Source organism: Caballeronia sp. LZ035 (assembly GCF_031451175.1).
Classification (GTDB): Bacteria; Pseudomonadota; Gammaproteobacteria; order Burkholderiales; family Burkholderiaceae; genus Caballeronia.
This window is the reverse complement of the sequence record NZ_JARUXS010000001.1, coordinates 2,233,996-2,251,098: the sequence shown is the minus strand read 5'-3', so window position 1 is coordinate 2,251,098 and position 17,103 is coordinate 2,233,996. Positions and strand designations below refer to the sequence as shown.

General features: G+C 64.8%; 14 protein-coding genes. 10 read left to right on the top strand and 4 right to left on the bottom strand.

All coding sequences use genetic code 11. The features are described from left to right. Window positions 1-66: 66 nt before the first annotated feature. The gene (locus tag QCE88_RS10530; RefSeq protein WP_309901613.1) at window positions 67-699 is read right to left on the bottom strand and encodes a YdcF family protein; all 633 of its coding nucleotides are present in this window, start codon (window positions 697-699) and stop codon (window positions 67-69) included. A 357-nt stretch (window positions 700-1,056) separates the two neighbouring features. Here QCE88_RS10530 and QCE88_RS10525 point away from each other — a divergent pair, with 357 nt between their 5' ends. After that, complete coding sequence (locus QCE88_RS10525) at window positions 1,057-1,368, top strand: hypothetical protein (RefSeq protein ID WP_309901610.1); 312 nt, start codon at window positions 1,057-1,059, stop codon at window positions 1,366-1,368. A gap of 297 nt (window positions 1,369-1,665) precedes the next feature. Here QCE88_RS10525 and QCE88_RS10520 read toward each other — a convergent pair whose 3' ends face one another. Beyond that, window positions 1,666-1,923 (bottom strand): hypothetical protein, encoded by a 258-nt coding sequence (locus QCE88_RS10520; RefSeq protein WP_309901608.1) that lies wholly within the window; start codon window positions 1,921-1,923, stop codon window positions 1,666-1,668. Window positions 1,924-2,172: 249 nt separating this feature from the next. After that, window positions 2,173-2,574: a transposase gene (locus tag QCE88_RS10515; RefSeq protein WP_404990096.1), complete on the bottom strand. Its 402-nt coding sequence runs from the start codon at window positions 2,572-2,574 to the stop codon at window positions 2,173-2,175. 429 nt (window positions 2,575-3,003) lie between these two features. Here QCE88_RS10515 and QCE88_RS10510 point away from each other — a divergent pair, with 429 nt between their 5' ends. The 9 genes from QCE88_RS10510 to truB all read left to right on the top strand — a co-directional run bounded on the left by QCE88_RS10510 (window position 3,004) and on the right by truB (window position 15,473). Beyond that, a complete protein-coding gene (locus QCE88_RS10510; RefSeq protein ID WP_309903508.1) occupies window positions 3,004-3,906 on the top strand; it encodes a LysR family transcriptional regulator in 903 nt (300 codons plus the stop codon). An 87-nt stretch (window positions 3,907-3,993) separates the two neighbouring features. Further along, complete coding sequence (locus QCE88_RS10505; protein WP_309901606.1) at window positions 3,994-5,238, top strand: pyridoxal phosphate-dependent aminotransferase; 1,245 nt, start codon at window positions 3,994-3,996, stop codon at window positions 5,236-5,238. 389 nt (window positions 5,239-5,627) lie between these two features. Continuing rightward, window positions 5,628-6,614 (top strand): SMC-Scp complex subunit ScpB, encoded by a 987-nt coding sequence (gene scpB, locus QCE88_RS10500; RefSeq protein ID WP_409018079.1) that lies wholly within the window; start codon window positions 5,628-5,630, stop codon window positions 6,612-6,614. Window positions 6,615-6,744: 130 nt separating this feature from the next. Beyond that, window positions 6,745-8,652 (top strand): 23S rRNA pseudouridine(2605) synthase RluB, encoded by a 1,908-nt coding sequence (gene rluB / locus QCE88_RS10495; RefSeq protein WP_309901605.1) that lies wholly within the window; start codon window positions 6,745-6,747, stop codon window positions 8,650-8,652. Window positions 8,653-9,010: 358 nt separating this feature from the next. Beyond that, the gene (gene rimP / locus QCE88_RS10490; protein ID WP_309901603.1) at window positions 9,011-9,469 is read left to right on the top strand and encodes a ribosome maturation factor RimP; all 459 of its coding nucleotides are present in this window, start codon (window positions 9,011-9,013) and stop codon (window positions 9,467-9,469) included. Beyond that, window positions 9,466-10,941 (top strand): transcription termination factor NusA, encoded by a 1,476-nt coding sequence (nusA, locus tag QCE88_RS10485; RefSeq protein WP_309901601.1) that lies wholly within the window; start codon window positions 9,466-9,468, stop codon window positions 10,939-10,941. The genes rimP and nusA overlap by 4 nt, the downstream gene beginning before the upstream one ends. Window positions 10,942-11,034: 93 nt before the next feature. After that, window positions 11,035-14,049 carry a translation initiation factor IF-2 gene (infB, locus tag QCE88_RS10480; protein WP_309901599.1) on the top strand — a complete coding sequence of 1,005 codons (3,015 nt, stop codon included), beginning with the start codon at window positions 11,035-11,037 and terminating at the stop codon, window positions 14,047-14,049. A 95-nt stretch (window positions 14,050-14,144) separates the two neighbouring features. Further along, entirely contained in the window at window positions 14,145-14,531 is a 387-nt protein-coding gene (rbfA, locus tag QCE88_RS10475; protein WP_309901597.1) for a 30S ribosome-binding factor RbfA, read from the top strand. 3 nt (window positions 14,532-14,534) lie between these two features. Continuing rightward, complete coding sequence (gene truB, locus QCE88_RS10470; protein WP_309901595.1) at window positions 14,535-15,473, top strand: tRNA pseudouridine(55) synthase TruB; 939 nt, start codon at window positions 14,535-14,537, stop codon at window positions 15,471-15,473. 66 nt (window positions 15,474-15,539) lie between these two features. On the opposite strand, the gene QCE88_RS10465 is transcribed toward truB, so the two are convergent. Continuing rightward, on the bottom strand, window positions 15,540-17,099 hold the full coding sequence (locus QCE88_RS10465) for a DHA2 family efflux MFS transporter permease subunit (RefSeq protein WP_309901593.1): 1,560 nt from the start codon (window positions 17,097-17,099) through the stop codon (window positions 15,540-15,542). Window positions 17,100-17,103 lie beyond the last annotated feature (4 nt).

Sequence of the window (17,103 nt, the reverse complement as noted above, 5' to 3'; positions counted from 1 at the left end):
CTGATCAATCGATACGGCTGATCATCGGCGCTTTTCAGACGATTCGTCCGATTTCGCGACCTTGACTCAATACAGGTGCAACCAGCGGTACACCCTGAACTGCGCCAGCCCGACAAGTTCATGCAGCGCGATTTCGGTCGTCTCGACACTTCCGAGGCGCGGGAGAAGCGTGACCTGGCCGCGCCGGGCGTTGGACACGTACGGCTGGGGATCGAAGCCGAATGCCTGAAACGCGCGGAGCGAACGCCGCATGTGATAGGCCGAGGTTACGATGATCAAACGATTGTCATGTGCGCGGCCGACAATGGCAGCGACGTTGCGGGCGTTCTGATACGTATTGAGGCTTCGGTTTTCGCGCACCAGGTCGTCGGGCCGGACGCCCTGGGCGAGCACATAGGGCGCGTAGTTGTCGGCTTCGGCTTGCCCGTGATGTTCGGGATCCCCGCCGCTTACCATCACCTTGCACGATCGCGCCATTTCCCGGCACGCACGGTACAGCGCCGCTGTCGCCGCAATGCGCTGCATCGAGTCAGGCTTGGGCACGAGCCCTGTATCGCTGCGACGGGTCCCGCCGCCCATCAGCACGATGATCGTGTCAGGACCCAGGCGGGGTGCGACCGTGCGGTCGTATCCGCGCTGCGCGACATCGAGCAGCGGTGCGGCGAACCAGCCCGTTCCGACGCCCCACGCCAGCGTCATTGTGACGATTGCGATCTGTACGCGGCGGCCCCGCCATAGCGCGAATGATGCAAAAAAAAGCAGGAATAAAGTGAATAGAACCAATTTGATTGGGGTAACGTATTGGTTTTAAGACAAATCGTTTCGCCATCGCGCAAATCGGAGCGCATCGGCGGGTGGCAGCAAAGCGCGTGATCAGCGCGCTCTCATCGGGGGCTTGTAATAGAAAGCAGCACCTAACGCAAGCGGCGGCCAAACATTCGGCTGCGAGTCGCCTTGCTCGCAAACGAGATTCGGCGCGCCGCGTTTAGTCGACGTCGCGGACCGTCTTGCGACCGTCACGAGCGTCGTCATGGCTGCATAGGAAGAAAGAACGAGATGACCACGTATTCCAACGAAGCCGTACTCGAAGCACTTCGCCGAGCGCAGTATCGTCAGGTTCCCTGGGCGAAACGCCCCAATGTCTTCGATCTCTTGCGCGCGCTCGGCCTGCTGGAATTGACCCGTCAGCGCACCGTTGCGCCTGCGCCAGGCTTTCATGCACCGGTCGATATCGCTGTCGTGACCGAACGGGGAAAAAACGAATTCTCGAGACTCTCGCGCGATGAGCGCTCGACCGACTGGGACTTGCGCCGCGTGGAACGCTACACGTTCGGCGGACAGGAAACGCTGGTGGAGGCGAAGGTCTAGTCTGCAGGACAGCGCTCGCGCCGTCCTGTTTCGGGCGGCAAGCCGATCGGCGCAGGCCGAGGGAGAAGCTTCGCCTGTTCGTCCGTCCGGTGCCGAGGCGACCGGAGACGTCCGCCAGAGCGCACCGTGCTCCCGTTGGAGCTGCAGCCGAAAAAAAGCCCGTATCACGAGGATACGGGCATTCCGGATTTCACTGTTGCCACGCCACGTGCATGGCAGAGTCTGTGACCTTCGCTGCCAAGCGAGGTTCCTTCCCGCGCGAAACCAGATCACGCGCGTATCTGATGAATCTCCAATCTAATGATGCTGCGGGCGCCCGTCGCGCTCGCTATCCGGCCGTGCGCGCACGTTGCTGGCGATATCCCCGCGCAGGTCGCCACGCGGCGCCGGAGGCGTCACGCCGCGCGTGCGCGGTCCGCCTTGCGGTGCTTCCATGGCTGCCCGGGTACTGACATGAAAATCGGACGCAGCAGGCGGCGGCTGAGCCTGGCTCATCGCCGTCGTGCTCATCAGCGCAACCAGTGCGCCGGGGGCGAGCAGAGTCGATGCCTTCATGGCGAAATCCCTCCAAGCCCTCACGGGGCTGGTTCGGTCATTCACCAAATTAAGCGTCAGGCTGCTTCCGCGCTGTAAGGAATGGTAAAGAGTTGTTTCGCTCCAGGCGTGCGCCGACGGCGTCTGTTAGCGTACAGCGCCGAAGGGATGAGCCAATGGAGAGAGGCAACAGGGGCGCAAGCCGAGCTTGCGCAGCAGGATGGTGAGGCGCCAAGGCCGCCGGACGACGGCCTTGGGAAGGCAAGACGGTCAGGCCATCTTTGCCGGAGCGCGCCACGATTCCGGGTTGGTCCAGAATGCGCCGCGCAGGCGGTCGCGGCTCGGCGGCGAGGGCGGTTTGGCAGCGCTCGAGCCGATGCGGCCACGCAGCGACACTTCGCGGCCATTGCCGGAGAGGCGCTTGACGATTTCGGCCAGCGTACCATCTGCCTGCCATTCGTCGAAGCGTCGACGGCAGGTCGGCGGGGAAGGGTAGCGGCCGGGCAGCTTCGACCAGCCTTCGCCTGTCGAGAGCACCCACAACACGGCATTGACCACCGCACGCGCTTCGACGCGCGGGCGGCCGCGCCGCTCGCTACGCGCCGGTTCGGCACAGAACAACGCCTCAACCAGCGCCCACTCGTTATCTCTCAAATCGTCGAACAGCACCATATCTCACCTCAGCGAAGCTAACCCCGGTGCGCTGCCCCGCGCCGCGCACTCTGGTCGGAATCCGATGAACGAATACCCAGGAAAAGGCCGGAGCGCATGACGGTGAACGATCATTTCGTGCTTCCGCGTAATAACTCCGACCTCTGTGCGCAATGAAATGCGAGAACCGTGCCATGCATGTCGCTAAATCCGGGAAACCCGCATGGCAGTAGGCTGACGCGATGTCAGCATGGCCCGTATCAGACCCGAAATGAACCAATTAAGAAATCGGGACAATCACCAATCCAGTGCAATAGGCCCATCCGGCGTGCGTTTCCGGAATATGCTGCACCGCAGCGAAACGTACGTTCGCGCATCCAATCGGGTCAAGGAAACCTATAATTCCGACTGAAACGACAAAATTAATGAGTGAACGGCATGAACGCGCCCCTGAACGTGACCCTCCGGCAGTTGCGCGTCTTCATCGAGGTTTCGCGGCTGCGCAGCTTCAGTCGCGCGGGCGATGAAATCGGCTTGACGCAGTCGGCCGTCAGCCGCTGCGTGCGGGAACTGGAGGGCGAGATCGGTTTCAAGCTGATCGACCGCACGACCCGCGAAGTGCAATTGACCGATGTCGGCCTGAACCTCGTCGGCACGGTATCGCGGCTGCTCGCGGATCTCGACGAGGCGCTGCGCGAAGTCCGCGACCTGGGCGAGCAGCGCCGCGGGCGGGTGATCGTCGCGGCGAGCCCGACGATCGCGTGCCGGCTGATGCCGCGCGTCGTCGCCTCGTGCCTGATGCAGTTTCCGCTGATTTCGCTCGGCCTGCGCGACGACGTCCAGTCCGACGTCCTGCGCAAGGTGAAGTCGGGCGAGGTGGATTTCGGCGTCGTGATCGGCCCGTTTGCCTCGGATGAGCTCTACGGCGAACCCGTCATGACCGATTCGTTCTGCCTGGTCGCACGCCGCGATCATCCGCTCGGCCGTCACGACGCCGTGCCTTGGGAGAAGCTGGCCGGCGAACGCCTCGTGATGCTCGATTACGCATCCGGCAGCCGTCCGCTCATCGATGCCGTCATGCGCGAGAACGGCGTCGACGCGCAGGTCGTGCAGGAGCTGGGGCATCCGGCGACGGTCTTCGGGCTCGTCGAGGCGGGCGTCGGCGTGAGCGTGCTGCCGTGGCTCGCGTTGCCGTTGCCGGCGGAGTCGTCGCTGGTGGCGTTGCCGCTCGAACCGCGTGCGGAGCGCACGGTGGAACTGGTGCGCAGGCGCGATCGCTCGCTTTCGCCGGCGGCCGAATCGGTGTGGTCGCTGATCGCCTCGCTGCCGCGGCGTGCGGAAGATCTGAATTGAACCGGTTCGAACCGATGCCGCGCCGCTCGATGGAGGGCGGCGCGTTAGACTTGATTCCTTTGAAATGACAACGCAACGGGGCGGGCAATGAGTGAATCGGAAGGAGCAGTGATCAGCGAACTGAGTCAACTCGGTGGCACGCACGGATTCGGTGCGCCGAATGCGCGCGATGCCGTGCGGGCGCTGCGCCCGTCGCAGATCCGCGAAGTGGCGAACGCGGGATTCGGCGTTGCGAATGTCCTGCCGTTCTGGTTCGGCGAATCCGACCGCGTGACGCCGCCCTTCATTCGCGATGCCGCCAGCCGCGCGCTCGCCGACGGCGACACCTTCTACACGCACAATCTCGGTATCGCCCCGCTGCGCGAGGCGCTCGCCACTTATGTGAGCGGCTTGCACGGCGCGACCTCGGCGGATCACGTCGCCGTGACGAGCGCCGGCGTGAACGCGCTGATGCTCGCGGCCCAACTGGTGGTCGGCGCGGGCGACCGCGTGGTCGCGGTGACGCCGCTGTGGCCGAATCTCGTCGAGATTCCGAAAATTCTGGGGGCGAGCGTCGAAACGGTGTCGCTGAATTACGGCGCGCGCGGCTGGACGCTCGATCTCGACCGTCTGCTGGCTGCGCTCACGCCGGACACGCGCATGCTGATGATCAACTCGCCCAACAACCCCACGGGCTGGACGATGAGCCGCGACGACCAGCGCGCCGTCCTGGCGCATTGCCGGCGCCATGGCATCTGGATCGTCGCGGACGAGGTCTACGAGCGCCTCTATTACGGCGATGACGGCGGCACCGCGCCTTCCTTCCTCGATCTCGCCGCGCGCGACGAGCGCGTGATCGCGGTGAATTCCTTTTCGAAGGCGTGGCTCATGACGGGCTGGCGGCTGGGCTGGCTCGTCGCGCCGACTCAATTGATGGACGATCTCGGCAAGCTGGTGGAGTACAACACGTCGTGCGCGCCGTCCTTCGTGCAGCGGGCGGGCGTGGTCGCCGTCGCGGAGGGCGAGAGCTTCACGCAGTCGCTCGTCGCCGATCTGCGCGCGAGCCGCGATCACCTCGTGAGCGCCTTGCAGGGCATTGAAGGCGTCGACGTGCGCGCGCCCGACGGCGCGATGTATCTGTTCTTCTCGCTGCCGGGCGCGGCGCACAGCCTCGACCTGTGCAAGTCGCTGGTGCGCGATGCCGGACTCGGGCTCGCGCCGGGCAGCGCGTTCGGAGCGGAGGGCGAAGGCTTCGTGCGCTGGTGCTACGCCTGCGATCCGGCGCGTCTCGATGCGGGCGTCGAGCGTCTGAAGCGCTTCCTGGCGGCGCACGGCGCAGTTAGGCGGAATTAAGCGGAATCAAACGGAATGCCGGCAGGCCGGCCGCTGCCGCTGTTCGGCCTGCCGGCGCCGTCAAGTGAGTTTCGGCTGCGATGCTGCTTCACCTTTACGCCCCGGTTCTTTTTGCGTAATATGGCGCTCAGTCACGCGCTTTCGTCTTGGAAAGCGCCACCTCGACCGGCTGGACTGGCCCGGCGCTCGCTCACCGAACGCCCAATGCTGCCTCTCCCCGGTGCGTGCTCCCAATCAATATGACCGGTTCCGATCGGGCGAGAAATCGGGCGAGCGCGTCTTGAAATTCCGCGTACAGCTTTATCGTTCGCACCGCTTCGGTGGCGTTCGAATCTGCTCAAGCTCGCATTGAATCGAATCATTGACCATACAGGGTTGACCCAAGCTGCATGAATACCCAAGAGGCGAAGATCGTCCTCGAGACTGCCCTGATTTGCGCGCAGGAACCGCTGAGACTGCATGATTTGCGCAAGCTGTTCGCCGACGACATCTCGGCGGACACGGTGCGCACCTTGCTCGAAGCGCTTCAGGCCGAGTGGTCGGGCCGTGGCGTGGAACTCGTGGCGCTCGCCTCGGGCTGGCGCTTCCAGAGCAAGCCGGCGATGCGGAGTTATCTCGACCGCCTGCATCCGGAAAAACCGCCCAAGTATTCCCGCGCGGTGCTCGAAACGCTCGCGATCATTGCGTATCGGCAGCCGGTAACGCGGGGCGATATCGAAGAGATTCGGGGCGTGACCGTGAACACGCAGGTCGTGAAGCAGCTGGAAGACCGCAGCTGGATTGAAGTCATCGGTCATCGCGACGTGCCCGGACGCCCGGCGCTGTATGCCACGACCAAGCAGTTTCTCGACGACCTCGGCCTGAGCGCGCTCGACGAACTGCCGGCACTGGACAATCCGTCGGCGCAATTTGAAGCGTCGTTGCTCGCGCAGCATTCGATCGAATTTCCCGAAAGCGTGGCAGCGGATGCGCCCGCCGCGGACGCTCAGGCGCAGGAAACGACGGGCGCCGGGGAACACCGGACCGCCGCGCCGGTCAACGCCGATGAGACGCTCGATGCATCGAGCGCGTCCGCCGCGTTGGAAGAAGAATCGCGGGCGCCTGGCCTCGAGGGGCAACAAGGCGAGGAAGACGAAGGACACGCGGCACCCGACGAACACGCCGGGCAGGATACGGAGTCCGCGCAGGCCGAAGCGGATGGCGTCGGCTCGACCGAGGCCGTTCCCGCCGCCCTTCACCCGCAGCAATTGAATACCGCGCAGGACGCGCACACTGCGCCCGCTCCGGCGCCGCGCGACGACGCGCAAGACGTGGGTCCAGGATACGAAGACGAACTGGACGACGGCTCCGAAGAACCGAAGGCGCGCCGCGCCTGACGCAAAGACGCATGGCCCCTGATCCGAACCCGGCTCTCCATAAAGAACATTTCGAGACGACCAGCCGGACCGATCAGCGGATTTTTTGTCGCGCCCGCGAGGGGCGCGCAATTCGACATTTGAGGTTGTTTTGACACACTCCCACGACAGCGATTCGCCTGAATCCGCACGCCGCGTGCACGACGCGAATGCACCCGAGTCGGCCGATGCCGGCGAACGCACGCGCAACGACGAGAATGGCGAGGGCGACGATCGTCCGCGCCGCGGTCTGCGTCGCGGGCCGCGCAGCCTGATCGCGCGGCGTCGCGCTGTCGCCAAGACGAAGGGCGGCGAAACGTCGCCGGACGCGCCGGGCGTCGTCACCGAAACGCCGCCGGACGGCGTCGTGGCAGCCCAGGTGCGCACGCCACGCAAGGATCAGAACGCCAAGGGCCCGCGCAAGGAAGGCGCGAAGCCGCGTGGTCGCAAGAATCCCCGCGCCGAAGCGGGCGAGACCAGCGGCGAAGCGTCGCTCGAAGCTGCAAACGGCGCCGCCGGCCAAACCGCCGCGCCCGCCCAGCCCGCACGCGAAGGCACGCGCCGCAAGCAGGCCCAGCCGCAGCAGAAGCGCGGCAAGCGCAATGACGGCGGCCCCGCGACGGTGGAAAGCGCCGCGGCCGCGGCGGTCGACGACGTCTTCGCCTACGTGACCTCGCCAGCCTTCGATGCGGACAACACCGGCGGCGTCGGCGTCGGCGCGCCGTTGCTGCGTCGCGGCCGCGCGGCCCAGCAGCAAAAGCGCGTGCTGGAGCCGGACGACGACGCGCCGAAGCTGCACAAGGTACTTGCCGACGCGGGCATGGGTTCGCGTCGCGACATGGAAGAATTGATCATCGCCGGGCGCGTGTCGGTGAACGGCGAGCCGGCGCATATCGGCCAGCGCATCATGCCGACCGATCAGGTCCGCATCAACGGCAAGCCGGTCCGGCGCAAGCTCGCCAGCAAGCCGCCGCGCATCCTGCTGTACCACAAGCCGACCGGCGAGATCGTCAGCCACGCGGACCCGGAAGGCCGTCCGTCGGTGTTCGACAAGCTGCCGTCGATGAAGACGGCCAAGTGGCTTGCCGTCGGCCGTCTCGACTTCAATACCGAAGGTCTGCTGCTGCTCACGACTTCCGGCGACCTGGCGAACCGTTTCATGCATCCGCGCTATAGCGTCGAACGCGAATACGCGGTGCGGGTGGTCGGGCAGCTGTCGGAAGGGATGAAACAGAAACTCCTCAAGGGCGTCGAACTCGACGACGGCCCCGCCAACTTTCTGCGCATCCAGGACGGCGGCGGCGAGGGCACGAATCACTGGTATCACGTCGCGCTGGCGGAAGGGCGCAATCGCGAAGTGCGCCGCATGTTCGAAGCCGCGGGCCTGATGGTCAGCCGCCTGATCCGCACGCGCCACGGCCCGATCGGGCTGCCGCGCGGCCTCAAGCGGGGTCGCTGGGAGGAGCTCGAGGACAATCAGGTGCGCAGCCTGATGGCGTCGGTCGGACTCAAGCTGCCGACGGAAGAAAAGGGCGGGCGCCAGTCCGCGCCGCGCGTGCAGCCTGATCCCATGCAGACATCGATGGGCATCATCACCCGCGAGCCGGTGCTGAGCTCGCATTCGCGGATGACGCAGCAGACGACGCCGGGCCGCGGCGGACGCCGCGGGCAACCGGGCGGCATGGCCAGCAGCTTCGGCATGGGCGGCACAGGCGGATTCGGCGGCAATGCCGGCAACGCGGGCAATGCCGGCGGCGGCGCGGGCCGTCGCGGTGGCCGGGAAGCGAACGGCAACCGCATCGGCCAGGAGCCGAACGGCAATCGCGCCAACGGCGGCCGGCCCGGACCGCGCGGCGCGCGTCCGCAAGGCAATCCGCAGGGCGTGGCCGGCGCCGGCAAGCGTCCAGGCAATAACGCGCCGCGCGGCAATCGCTCGGGCGGCGGTGGTCAGCCGGCCGGCGGGCAGGGCAAGCCCGGCGGTGCGAATCGCGGCGCGCGCAATCGCACGCGCGGTCGTTGAGACGCGGAGCGCGGATGGGCGCGAGTAAGCGTCCGCCCGCGCTCCGTTCTTGCGTGCAGCGACTTCGCACGGCTTGCAGCATCGGGATCGAGCGCGTTGAAACCGGCATCAACAGGGCATCAACGGGCCTGAAAGCATGCTGTACGTTTGCGTTCGTCGCGAAAAACGGCTAAAATTACGAAGTCGCTGGGCACGTAGTTTGTCTGCTGCCCGGGTGCGACCTGGTTGAAAAAGATGGGCATTGGCCCATTTTTTTTTGGCTTTTCGGTTCGGCATCTCGGGAGCAGGGTGCGCGCCCGCATGTAGGCGCTGCCCGCGGGTGTTTCGGCGTGGAGCGCGCGAACACCTTGGAGTTACTGTGCAACTGACGGAATTGGTAGAAACCACGGTCTCGGGCCTGGGCTACGAGCTGGTTGATCTCGAGCGTTCGGGCGGCGGCTTGCTGTGTGTGTATATCGACCAGCCGGCCGGTATCGCCATCGAAGACTGTGAGAAGGTCACGCGCCAGCTCCAATATTTGTTCGAAGTCGAGAACATCGACTACGGTCGGCTCGAAGTCTCGTCGCCAGGCCTCGATCGGCCGCTCAAGAAGCTGGCTGATTTCGAGCGCTTCGCGGGAAGCGAAGTCGCCATCACGTTGAAAAAGCCGCTGGACGGGCGCAAGTCGTTCCGTGGCATCTTGCACGCCCCAGAGGGCGAAACGATCGGATTGGAATTTGAAGGGAAGGACGGCGCCGCGATGCTGGATTTCACGCTCGCGGACCTCGATCGCGCACGTCTCGTCCCCAAGGTTGACTTTAGGAGCCGCAAACAATGAGTCGCGAAGTATTGATGCTGGCGGATGCGCTGGCACGCGAAAAGAACGTCGACAAGGACGTCGTGTACGCAGCGCTGGAAGCTGCGCTTGCTTCTGCTACGAAAAAGCTCTTCGAGGAAGACGTGGACATCCGCGTCGCGATCGACCGCGAAAGCGGCGAGCACGAAACCTTCCGCCGCTGGCGCGTGGTGCCGGACGAAGCCGGTCTGCAGGAGCCGGATCAGGAAATCCTGCTGTTCGAAGCAAAGGAACAAAAGGCCGATGCGGAAATCGACGACTTCATCGAAGAGCCGATTCCCTCCATCGAATTCGGTCGCATCGGCGCGCAGGCCGCCAAGCAGGTCATCCTGCAGAAGGTGCGCGACGCCGAACGCGAGCAGATCCTGAACGACTTCCTCGAGCGCGGCGAAAAGATCATGACCGGCTCGGTGAAGCGCCTGGACAAGGGCAACTTCATCGTCGAATCGGGCCGTGTCGAGGCGCTGCTGCGTCGTGACCAGCTCATCCCGAAGGAAAACCTGCGCGTGGGCGACCGCGTGCGGGCGTACATCGCGAAGGTCGACCGTACCGCGCGCGGCCCGCAGATCGAACTCTCGCGCACTGCGCCCGAGTTCCTGATGAAGCTGTTCGAACTCGAAGTGCCGGAAATCGAACAAGGCCTGCTGGAAATCAAGGCGGCTGCGCGCGATCCCGGCGTGCGTGCGAAAATCGGCGTGATTGCCTACGACAAGCGCATCGATCCCATCGGTACGTGCGTCGGCATCCGCGGTTCGCGCGTGCAGGCCGTGCGCAATGAGCTCGGTGGCGAGAACGTCGACATCGTGCTATGGTCGGAAGACCCCGCGCAGTTCGTGATCGGCGCACTCGCGCCGGCAGCCGTCCAGTCCATCGTCGTCGATGAAGAAAAGCACTCTATGGACGTCGTCGTGGACGAGAACGAGCTCGCCGTCGCCATCGGCCGCGCAGGCCAGAACGTGAGACTCGCAAGCGAACTCACCGGCTGGCAGATCAACATCATGACGCCGGACGAATCGGCGTTGAAGCAGAACGAAGAGCGTGGCAAGTTGCGCGACCTGTTCATGGCGCGTCTGGATGTGGACGAGGAAGTCGCCGACATCCTGATCGACGAAGGCTTTACGAGCCTCGAAGAAATCGCGTACGTGCCGCTCAACGAAATGCTCGAAATCGAAGCCTTCGACGAAGACACCGTGCACGAATTGCGCAATCGCTCGCGCGATGCGCTGCTCACGTTGGCCATCGCCAATGAAGAGAAGGTGGAGGGCGTCGCGCTCGACCTGAAGAGCCTCGACGGCATGGACAACGAATTGCTCGCGAAGCTTGCCGAGCACCAGATTCAGACCCGCGACGAGCTCGCGGAGCTGGCAGTCGACGAACTGGTTGAAATGACCAGTATGGAAGAGGATGCCGCTAAGGCGTTGATCATGAAAGCACGTGAACACTGGTTCCAGTGAGAAATGACCATGGCGCACTGATATTTGGCGGCCTGTCTGGCCGCATGACCCCGATCTAACCGCAAGGATCTGTCCTTGCATCAAGAGGAATGAATGGCGAGTAACAACGTAGCCCAATTTGCCGCGGAACTAAAAATGCCTGCAGGCGTACTGCTGGAACAACTGCAGGCGGCTGGCGTACAGAAAGCGAGCGCGAACGACGATCTCTCCGAGACGGACAAGGCGCGCCTGCTCGATCATTTGCGCAAGTCGCACGGTTCCGCCGATGCCGACAAACGCAAGATCACTCTGACCCGCCGGCATACGTCGGAGATCAAGCAATCCGACGCAACGGGTAAGGCTCGCACCATTCAGGTCGAGGTGCGCAAGAAGCGTGTGTTCGTGAAGCGCGACGAGCCCGGTATGGAGCAGGGCGAAGCGGCGGCGAATCACGTCGATGAACCCGAGGTCGACGAAGCCGAACTGCAGCGGCGCGAGGAAGAAGCGCGTCATGCCGCCGAGCAGCTCGAACGCGAAGAGCGCGAGCTGAAGGAGCGTCAGGCGAAGCTCGAGATCGAGGAAGCCGAGCGCCGCGCCCGCGAGGAAGCGGCCGAAGCGGAGCGCCGCAAGCAGGAAGAGGAAGCCGAACGCCGTGCGTCGGCCGCAGCTCAGGCGGCGGAACTCTCGCGTGCCGCGCAGGCGTCGCGCCAGGAAGCCCGCGACGAAGCGCGTGAAGAAGCGCGCGCCCAGGCCACGGCCGAGGCCAAGCAGAGCGAAGCGAAGCAGAACGAAGACGCGCAGCGTGAAGCCGCGGAAAAGGCTGCCGAAGAAAAGGCCGCCAGCGAACGCGCCGCGCAACGCGAAGCCGCGAAGAAAGCGGAAGAAGACGCCCGTGCCGCGTCCGAGAAGGCGCGTCTCGAGCAGGAAGCCATCGCGAAGCGTCGTGCAGCGGCCGAAGCCGAAGCGCGTGCGATCCGCGAAATGATGAACACGCCGCGCAAGGCGCAGGTGAAGGCGCCGGAACCGGCGCCCGTCGCGAAGCCGGTCGAAGCGGCGAAGGCTGCTGAAGCCAAGGGCACGCTGCACAAGCCGGCCAGGCCGGAAGGTGCGCAGGCCGCCCGTCCGGCGGTTGCCAAGCGCCCGGCGCCCGGCACCACGGCCGCGCCCGCATCCACGGCGCCCGCAGGCGCCGGCGACAAGAAGAAGGCCGGCGGCAAGGGCGGCTGGCAGGACGACGCATCGAAGCGGCGCGGCATCAAGACGCGCGGCGACAGCAGCGGCGGTGTCGACCGCGGCTGGCGCGGCGGTCCGAAGGGTCGCGGCAAGCATCAGGATCTGAACACGTCGTTCCAGGCGCCGACCGAACCCATCGTTCGCGAAGTCCACGTGCCGGAAACCATCTCGGTGGCGGATCTCGCGCACAAGATGTCGGTGAAGGCTTCGGAAGTCATCAAGGTGATGATGAAGCTCGGCCAGATGGTCACGATCAACCAGGTGCTGGACCAGGAAACGGCGATGATCGTCGTCGAAGAACTGGGCCATCGCGCGGTCGCGGCGAAGCTGGACGACCCGGAAGCGCTGCTGATCGAAGGCGAAGCCACGGAAGACACGGCCGAGAAGCTGCCGCGTCCGCCGGTCGTCACGGTCATGGGTCACGTCGATCACGGCAAGACCTCGCTGCTGGACTACATCCGTCGCGCGAAAGTGGCGGCGGGCGAAGCGGGCGGCATCACGCAGCATATCGGCGCCTATCACGTCGAAACGCCGCGTGGCGTCATCACTTTCCTCGACACGCCGGGTCACGAGGCCTTCACGGCCATGCGTGCGCGCGGTGCGAAGGCAACCGACATCGTCATCCTGGTGGTCGCCGCCGATGACGGCGTGATGCCGCAGACGAAGGAAGCCATCGCTCACGCGAAGGCGGGCGGCGTGCCGATCGTCGTCGCGATCAACAAGATCGACAAGCCGGATGCCAACTCGGACCGCGTGAAGCAGGAACTGGTCGCGGAAGGCGTGGTGCCGGAAGAGTACGGCGGTGATTCGCCGTTCCTCGAAGTGTCGGCGAAGACCGGCAAGGGCATCGACGATCTGCTGGAAAACGTCTCGCTGCAGGCCGAAGTGATGGAGCTGACCGCGCCGGTGGAAGCGGCCGCGAAGGGTCTCGTCATCGAAGCGAAGCTGGACAAGGGCAAGGGCGCGGTCGCGACCATCCTCGTGCAGTCGGGCACGCTGAACCGCGGCGACGTGGTGCTGGCCGGCAGTGCATATGGCCGCGTGCGGGCCATGCTGGACGAAACCGGCAAGCCCACGAAGTCGGCGGGTCCGTCGATCCCGGTGGAAATCCAGGGTCTGTCGGAAGTGCCGGCGGCGGGCGAAGAAGTCATCGTGCTTCCGGACGAGCGCAAGGCGCGCGAAATCGCGCTGTTCCGTCAAGGCAAGTTCCGCGACGTCAAGCTGGCCAAGCAGCAGGCCGCCAAGCTCGAGAACATGCTCGAGCAAATGGGCGAAGGCGAAGTGCAGAACCTGCCGCTCATCGTCAAGGCGGACGTGCAGGGCTCGCAGGAAGCGCTGGTGCAGTCGCTGCTCAAGCTCTCGACCAGCGAAGTGCGCGTACAGATCGTGCACAGCGCGGTCGGCGCGATCAGCGAGTCGGACGTCAACCTGGCCACGGCTTCGAAGGCGGTCATCATCGGCTTCAACACGCGTGCGGATGCTCAGGCGCGCAAGGTGGCCGAGGCGAATGGCATCGACATCCGCTACTACAACATCATCTATGACGCTGTGGATGAGGTGAAGGCGGCAATGTCCGGCATGCTCGCGCCGGAAAAGCGCGAGACGGTGACGGGCATGGTCGAGGTGCGCCAGGTGATCCGCGTGCCGAAGATCGGCCTGATTGCGGGTTGTATGGTCACGGACGGCGTGGTCAAGCGTTCCTCTTCGGTGCGCGTGATCCGCAACAACGTCGTGATCCATACCGGCGAGCTGGATTCGCTGAAGCGCTTCAAGGACGACGTCAAGGAAGTGCGTCAGGGCTTCGAGTGCGGTATGTCGATCAAGAACTTCAGCGACATCGTCGAAGGCGATCAGTTCGAAGTCTTCGAAGTGACCGAAGTGGCACGTACGCTGTAATGCGCTGAGCCGCTGGTTAGAGGGCGGGGTGAGTCTCACGGCTCGCTCCGCCTTTTTCATTTGCAGCGGCGCGAAAGAGAAACGGAAACAACATCATGGCTAAACGCAAGTCTTCCCCCAATCGCAATGTGCAGATTGCGGACCAGATTCAACGCGACCTGTCGGCGCTGATGCGCGAGGTGAAGGACCCGCGCATCGGGCTCGTGACGATTCAGAGCGTCGAACTTACGCCCGACTACGCGCACGCGAAGGTTTATTTCACGACGCTCACCGGCGATCCGCAGCAGACCCAGGAAGGGTTGAATCACGCGGCCGGGCATCTGCACAACCTGCTGTTCAAGCGCCTGCATATCCACACGGTGCCGACGCTGCATTTTCACTACGACAAGACAATCGAGAAGGCGGTGGAGATGTCGCGCCTGATCGACGAAGCCAACGCGACGCGCGCGAAAGACGCCGACGACGGTCAGGAAGGCGCGTAATCCATGAGCGGTTCGGAGAAACAAGCGCGGCCGAAGCTTCCGCGCCGCGCGCTGGATGGCGTGCTGTTGCTGGACAAGCCGCTCGGGCTGTCGAGCAACGACGCGTTGATCAAGGCGAAGCGCATTTATCTGGCGAAGAAAGCTGGCCACACGGGCACGCTGGATCCGCTCGCAACGGGTCTGCTGCCCTTGTGCTTCGGCGAGGCGACGAAGTTTTCGCAAGATCTGCTGGAAGCCGACAAGACCTACGAGGCGACCATGCGCCTGGGCGTGCGTACGACCACGGGCGACGCCGAGGGTGAGGCCGTGCAGACGTGCGACGTGAACTGCGACGAAGCGGCCGTAGTCAACGCAATGCAGCAGTTTCTCGGCGACATCGTGCAGATCCCGCCGATGTACTCGGCGCTCAAGCGCGACGGCAAGCCGCTCTACGAATACGCGCGCGCGGGTCAGACGGTGGAGCGCGAGGGGCGTCCGGTAACGATTCACGCGTTGCAGATGATCGCCTGCGCGTTGCCGCTCGTGACGTTTCGCGTGACGTGCAGCAAGGGGACGTACGTGCGCACGCTGGCCGAGGACATCGGCGAGACGCTGGGGTGCGGCGCGCATCTGACGGCGTTGCGGCGCACGGGCGTCGGTGCGCTGACGCTCGAACACGCGGTCACGCTCGATGCGCTCGCCAGCCTGAGCGAAACGCAGCGCGACGAGCGGCTTCAGCCGGTGGATGCACTGCTGTCCACGTTCCCCGAGATTCGCCTCGATGGTGACGCGGCAAAGCGCTTCCTGCACGGCCAGCGTTTGCGGCTGGCAGACGTGGCCTCCACGCCGCTCGATGACGGACGCATGCGGGTCTACGCACAGGACGACGGGAGGTTGTTGGGCGTGGCGCGTGCCGGCGAGGGCGTGCTGGCGCCGGAACGGTTGATCGTCACGGCGCAATAAAGACAAAAGCCTGGATTCTCATCCAGGCTTTTTGTCATTGCAGCACTCAACGTATCGGCAATGCCCTCAATGCGCCGCCGATGCCGCCGCCGCCGAATCCCCGCCGCCCGAGCGTTCGGGCCGCGTGATCCAGATCAGCGCGATCAGCGCGATGAAGATCCCCGCCGAGATATAGAACATGTCGTTCACCCCGAGCTGCGCGGCCTGCTGGGTCGCCATGCTGTTGAACAGGCCGTAGGTCTGCTCCTGCGAGAGCCCCATGCCGTGCAGTTGCTGCATGGAATTCGCGAAGTTCGGATTGAAGGCGTTGGCCTGTTCCGTCAGCTGCACGTGATGCACGATGGTCCGGTGCTCCCACGCGGTCGAGAAAATCGACGTGCCGATACCGCCGCACATGATCCGCACGAAGTTCGACAGCCCCGACGCCGCCGGAATCCGATGCCCCGGCAGGCCCGACAGCGTGATGGACACGAGCGGGATGAAGAAGCCGGCCATCGCGATGCCCTGGATCAGCGTCGGCAGGGTCAGCGACCAGGTATCGACGCCTGTGGTGTAGCGCGAACGCATCCAGAAACACAGCGCGAAGACGATGAACGCGGCCGTCGCGATGCGGCGCGGATCGGTGCGCGGCAGGAACTTGCCGGTGATCGGCGAGAGCAGCACCGCGAACAGTCCGACCGGCGCCATCACGAGCCCCGCGTCGGTCGCGGTGTAGCCGATGACCGTCTGCAGCCACAGCGGCAGCAGCACCAGATTGCCGAAGTACAGGCCGTAGCCCACCGACAGCGCGATCGTCCCGCCCGAAAAGTTGCGCAGCGCGAACAGCGACAGGTCGACCACCGGATGCTCGGCCGTCAGCTCCCACACGATAAAGAACGCAAACGCGATCACCGCGACCAGCGCGAGCACGACGATCGTCGTGGAGTTGAACCAGTCGAGGTCCTTGCCCTTGTCGAGCATGACCTGCAGCGAGCCCACCCAGATCACGAGCAGCGCGAGGCCGACCGAGTCGATCGGCGCCTTGCGGATCGCCGAGTCACGGTCGCGGAAGATCGCGAACGTGGCGCCCGCCGCGATGATCCCCACCGGAATGTTCACGTAGAAGATCCACGGCCAGGAGATGTTGTCGGAGATCCAGCCGCCGAGAATCGGCCCGGCGACCGGCGCAATCAGTGTGGTCATCGACCACATCGACAGCGCGACCGGCGCTTTCTCGCGCGGATAACTTGCGAGCAGCAGCGTCTGCGACAGCGGGATCATCGGCCCGGCCACGGCGCCTTGCAGCACGCGCGCGGCGAGCAGGAAGGGCAGGGTCGGCGCGAGGCCGCACAGCCACGACGCAATCACGAACAGGATGATCGAGCCGAGGAACAGCCGTACCTGACCCACGCGCTGCGTGAGCCAGCCGGTGAGCGGCACCGAGATGGCGTTGGCGACGGCGAACGACGTGATGACCCACGTGCCCTGGTCCGATGCCACGCCGAGGTCGCCCGAAATCGACGGAATCGAGACGTTCGCGATCGACGTGTCGAGCACGTTCATGAAGACCGCGAGCGACACGGCGATCGTGCCGATGACGAGCTTCGCGCCCGACAGCGGCGGATGGACGACGTTTTGCGAAGACATGACG

Excerpts from the sequence above, each read along its gene's own strand:
- QCE88_RS10530 (WP_309901613.1), bottom strand. The coding sequence starts at position 699 with ATGACGCTGGCGTGGGGCGTCGGAACGGGCTGGTTCGCCGCACCGCTG.
- QCE88_RS10525 (WP_309901610.1), top strand. The coding sequence starts at position 1,057 with ATGACCACGTATTCCAACGAAGCCGTACTCGAAGCACTTCGCCGAGCG.
- QCE88_RS10520 (WP_309901608.1), bottom strand. The coding sequence starts at position 1,923 with ATGAAGGCATCGACTCTGCTCGCCCCCGGCGCACTGGTTGCGCTGATG.
- QCE88_RS10515 (WP_404990096.1), bottom strand. The coding sequence starts at position 2,574 with ATGGTGCTGTTCGACGATTTGAGAGATAACGAGTGGGCGCTGGTTGAG.
- QCE88_RS10505 (WP_309901606.1), top strand. The coding sequence starts at position 3,994 with ATGAGTGAATCGGAAGGAGCAGTGATCAGCGAACTGAGTCAACTCGGT.
- scpB (WP_409018079.1), top strand. The coding sequence starts at position 5,628 with ATGAATACCCAAGAGGCGAAGATCGTCCTCGAGACTGCCCTGATTTGC.
- nusA (WP_309901601.1), top strand. The coding sequence starts at position 9,466 with ATGAGTCGCGAAGTATTGATGCTGGCGGATGCGCTGGCACGCGAAAAG.
- infB (WP_309901599.1), top strand. The coding sequence starts at position 11,035 with ATGGCGAGTAACAACGTAGCCCAATTTGCCGCGGAACTAAAAATGCCT.
- rbfA (WP_309901597.1), top strand. The coding sequence starts at position 14,145 with ATGGCTAAACGCAAGTCTTCCCCCAATCGCAATGTGCAGATTGCGGAC.
- truB (WP_309901595.1), top strand. The coding sequence starts at position 14,535 with ATGAGCGGTTCGGAGAAACAAGCGCGGCCGAAGCTTCCGCGCCGCGCG.
- QCE88_RS10465 (WP_309901593.1), bottom strand. The coding sequence starts at position 17,099 with ATGTCTTCGCAAAACGTCGTCCATCCGCCGCTGTCGGGCGCGAAGCTC.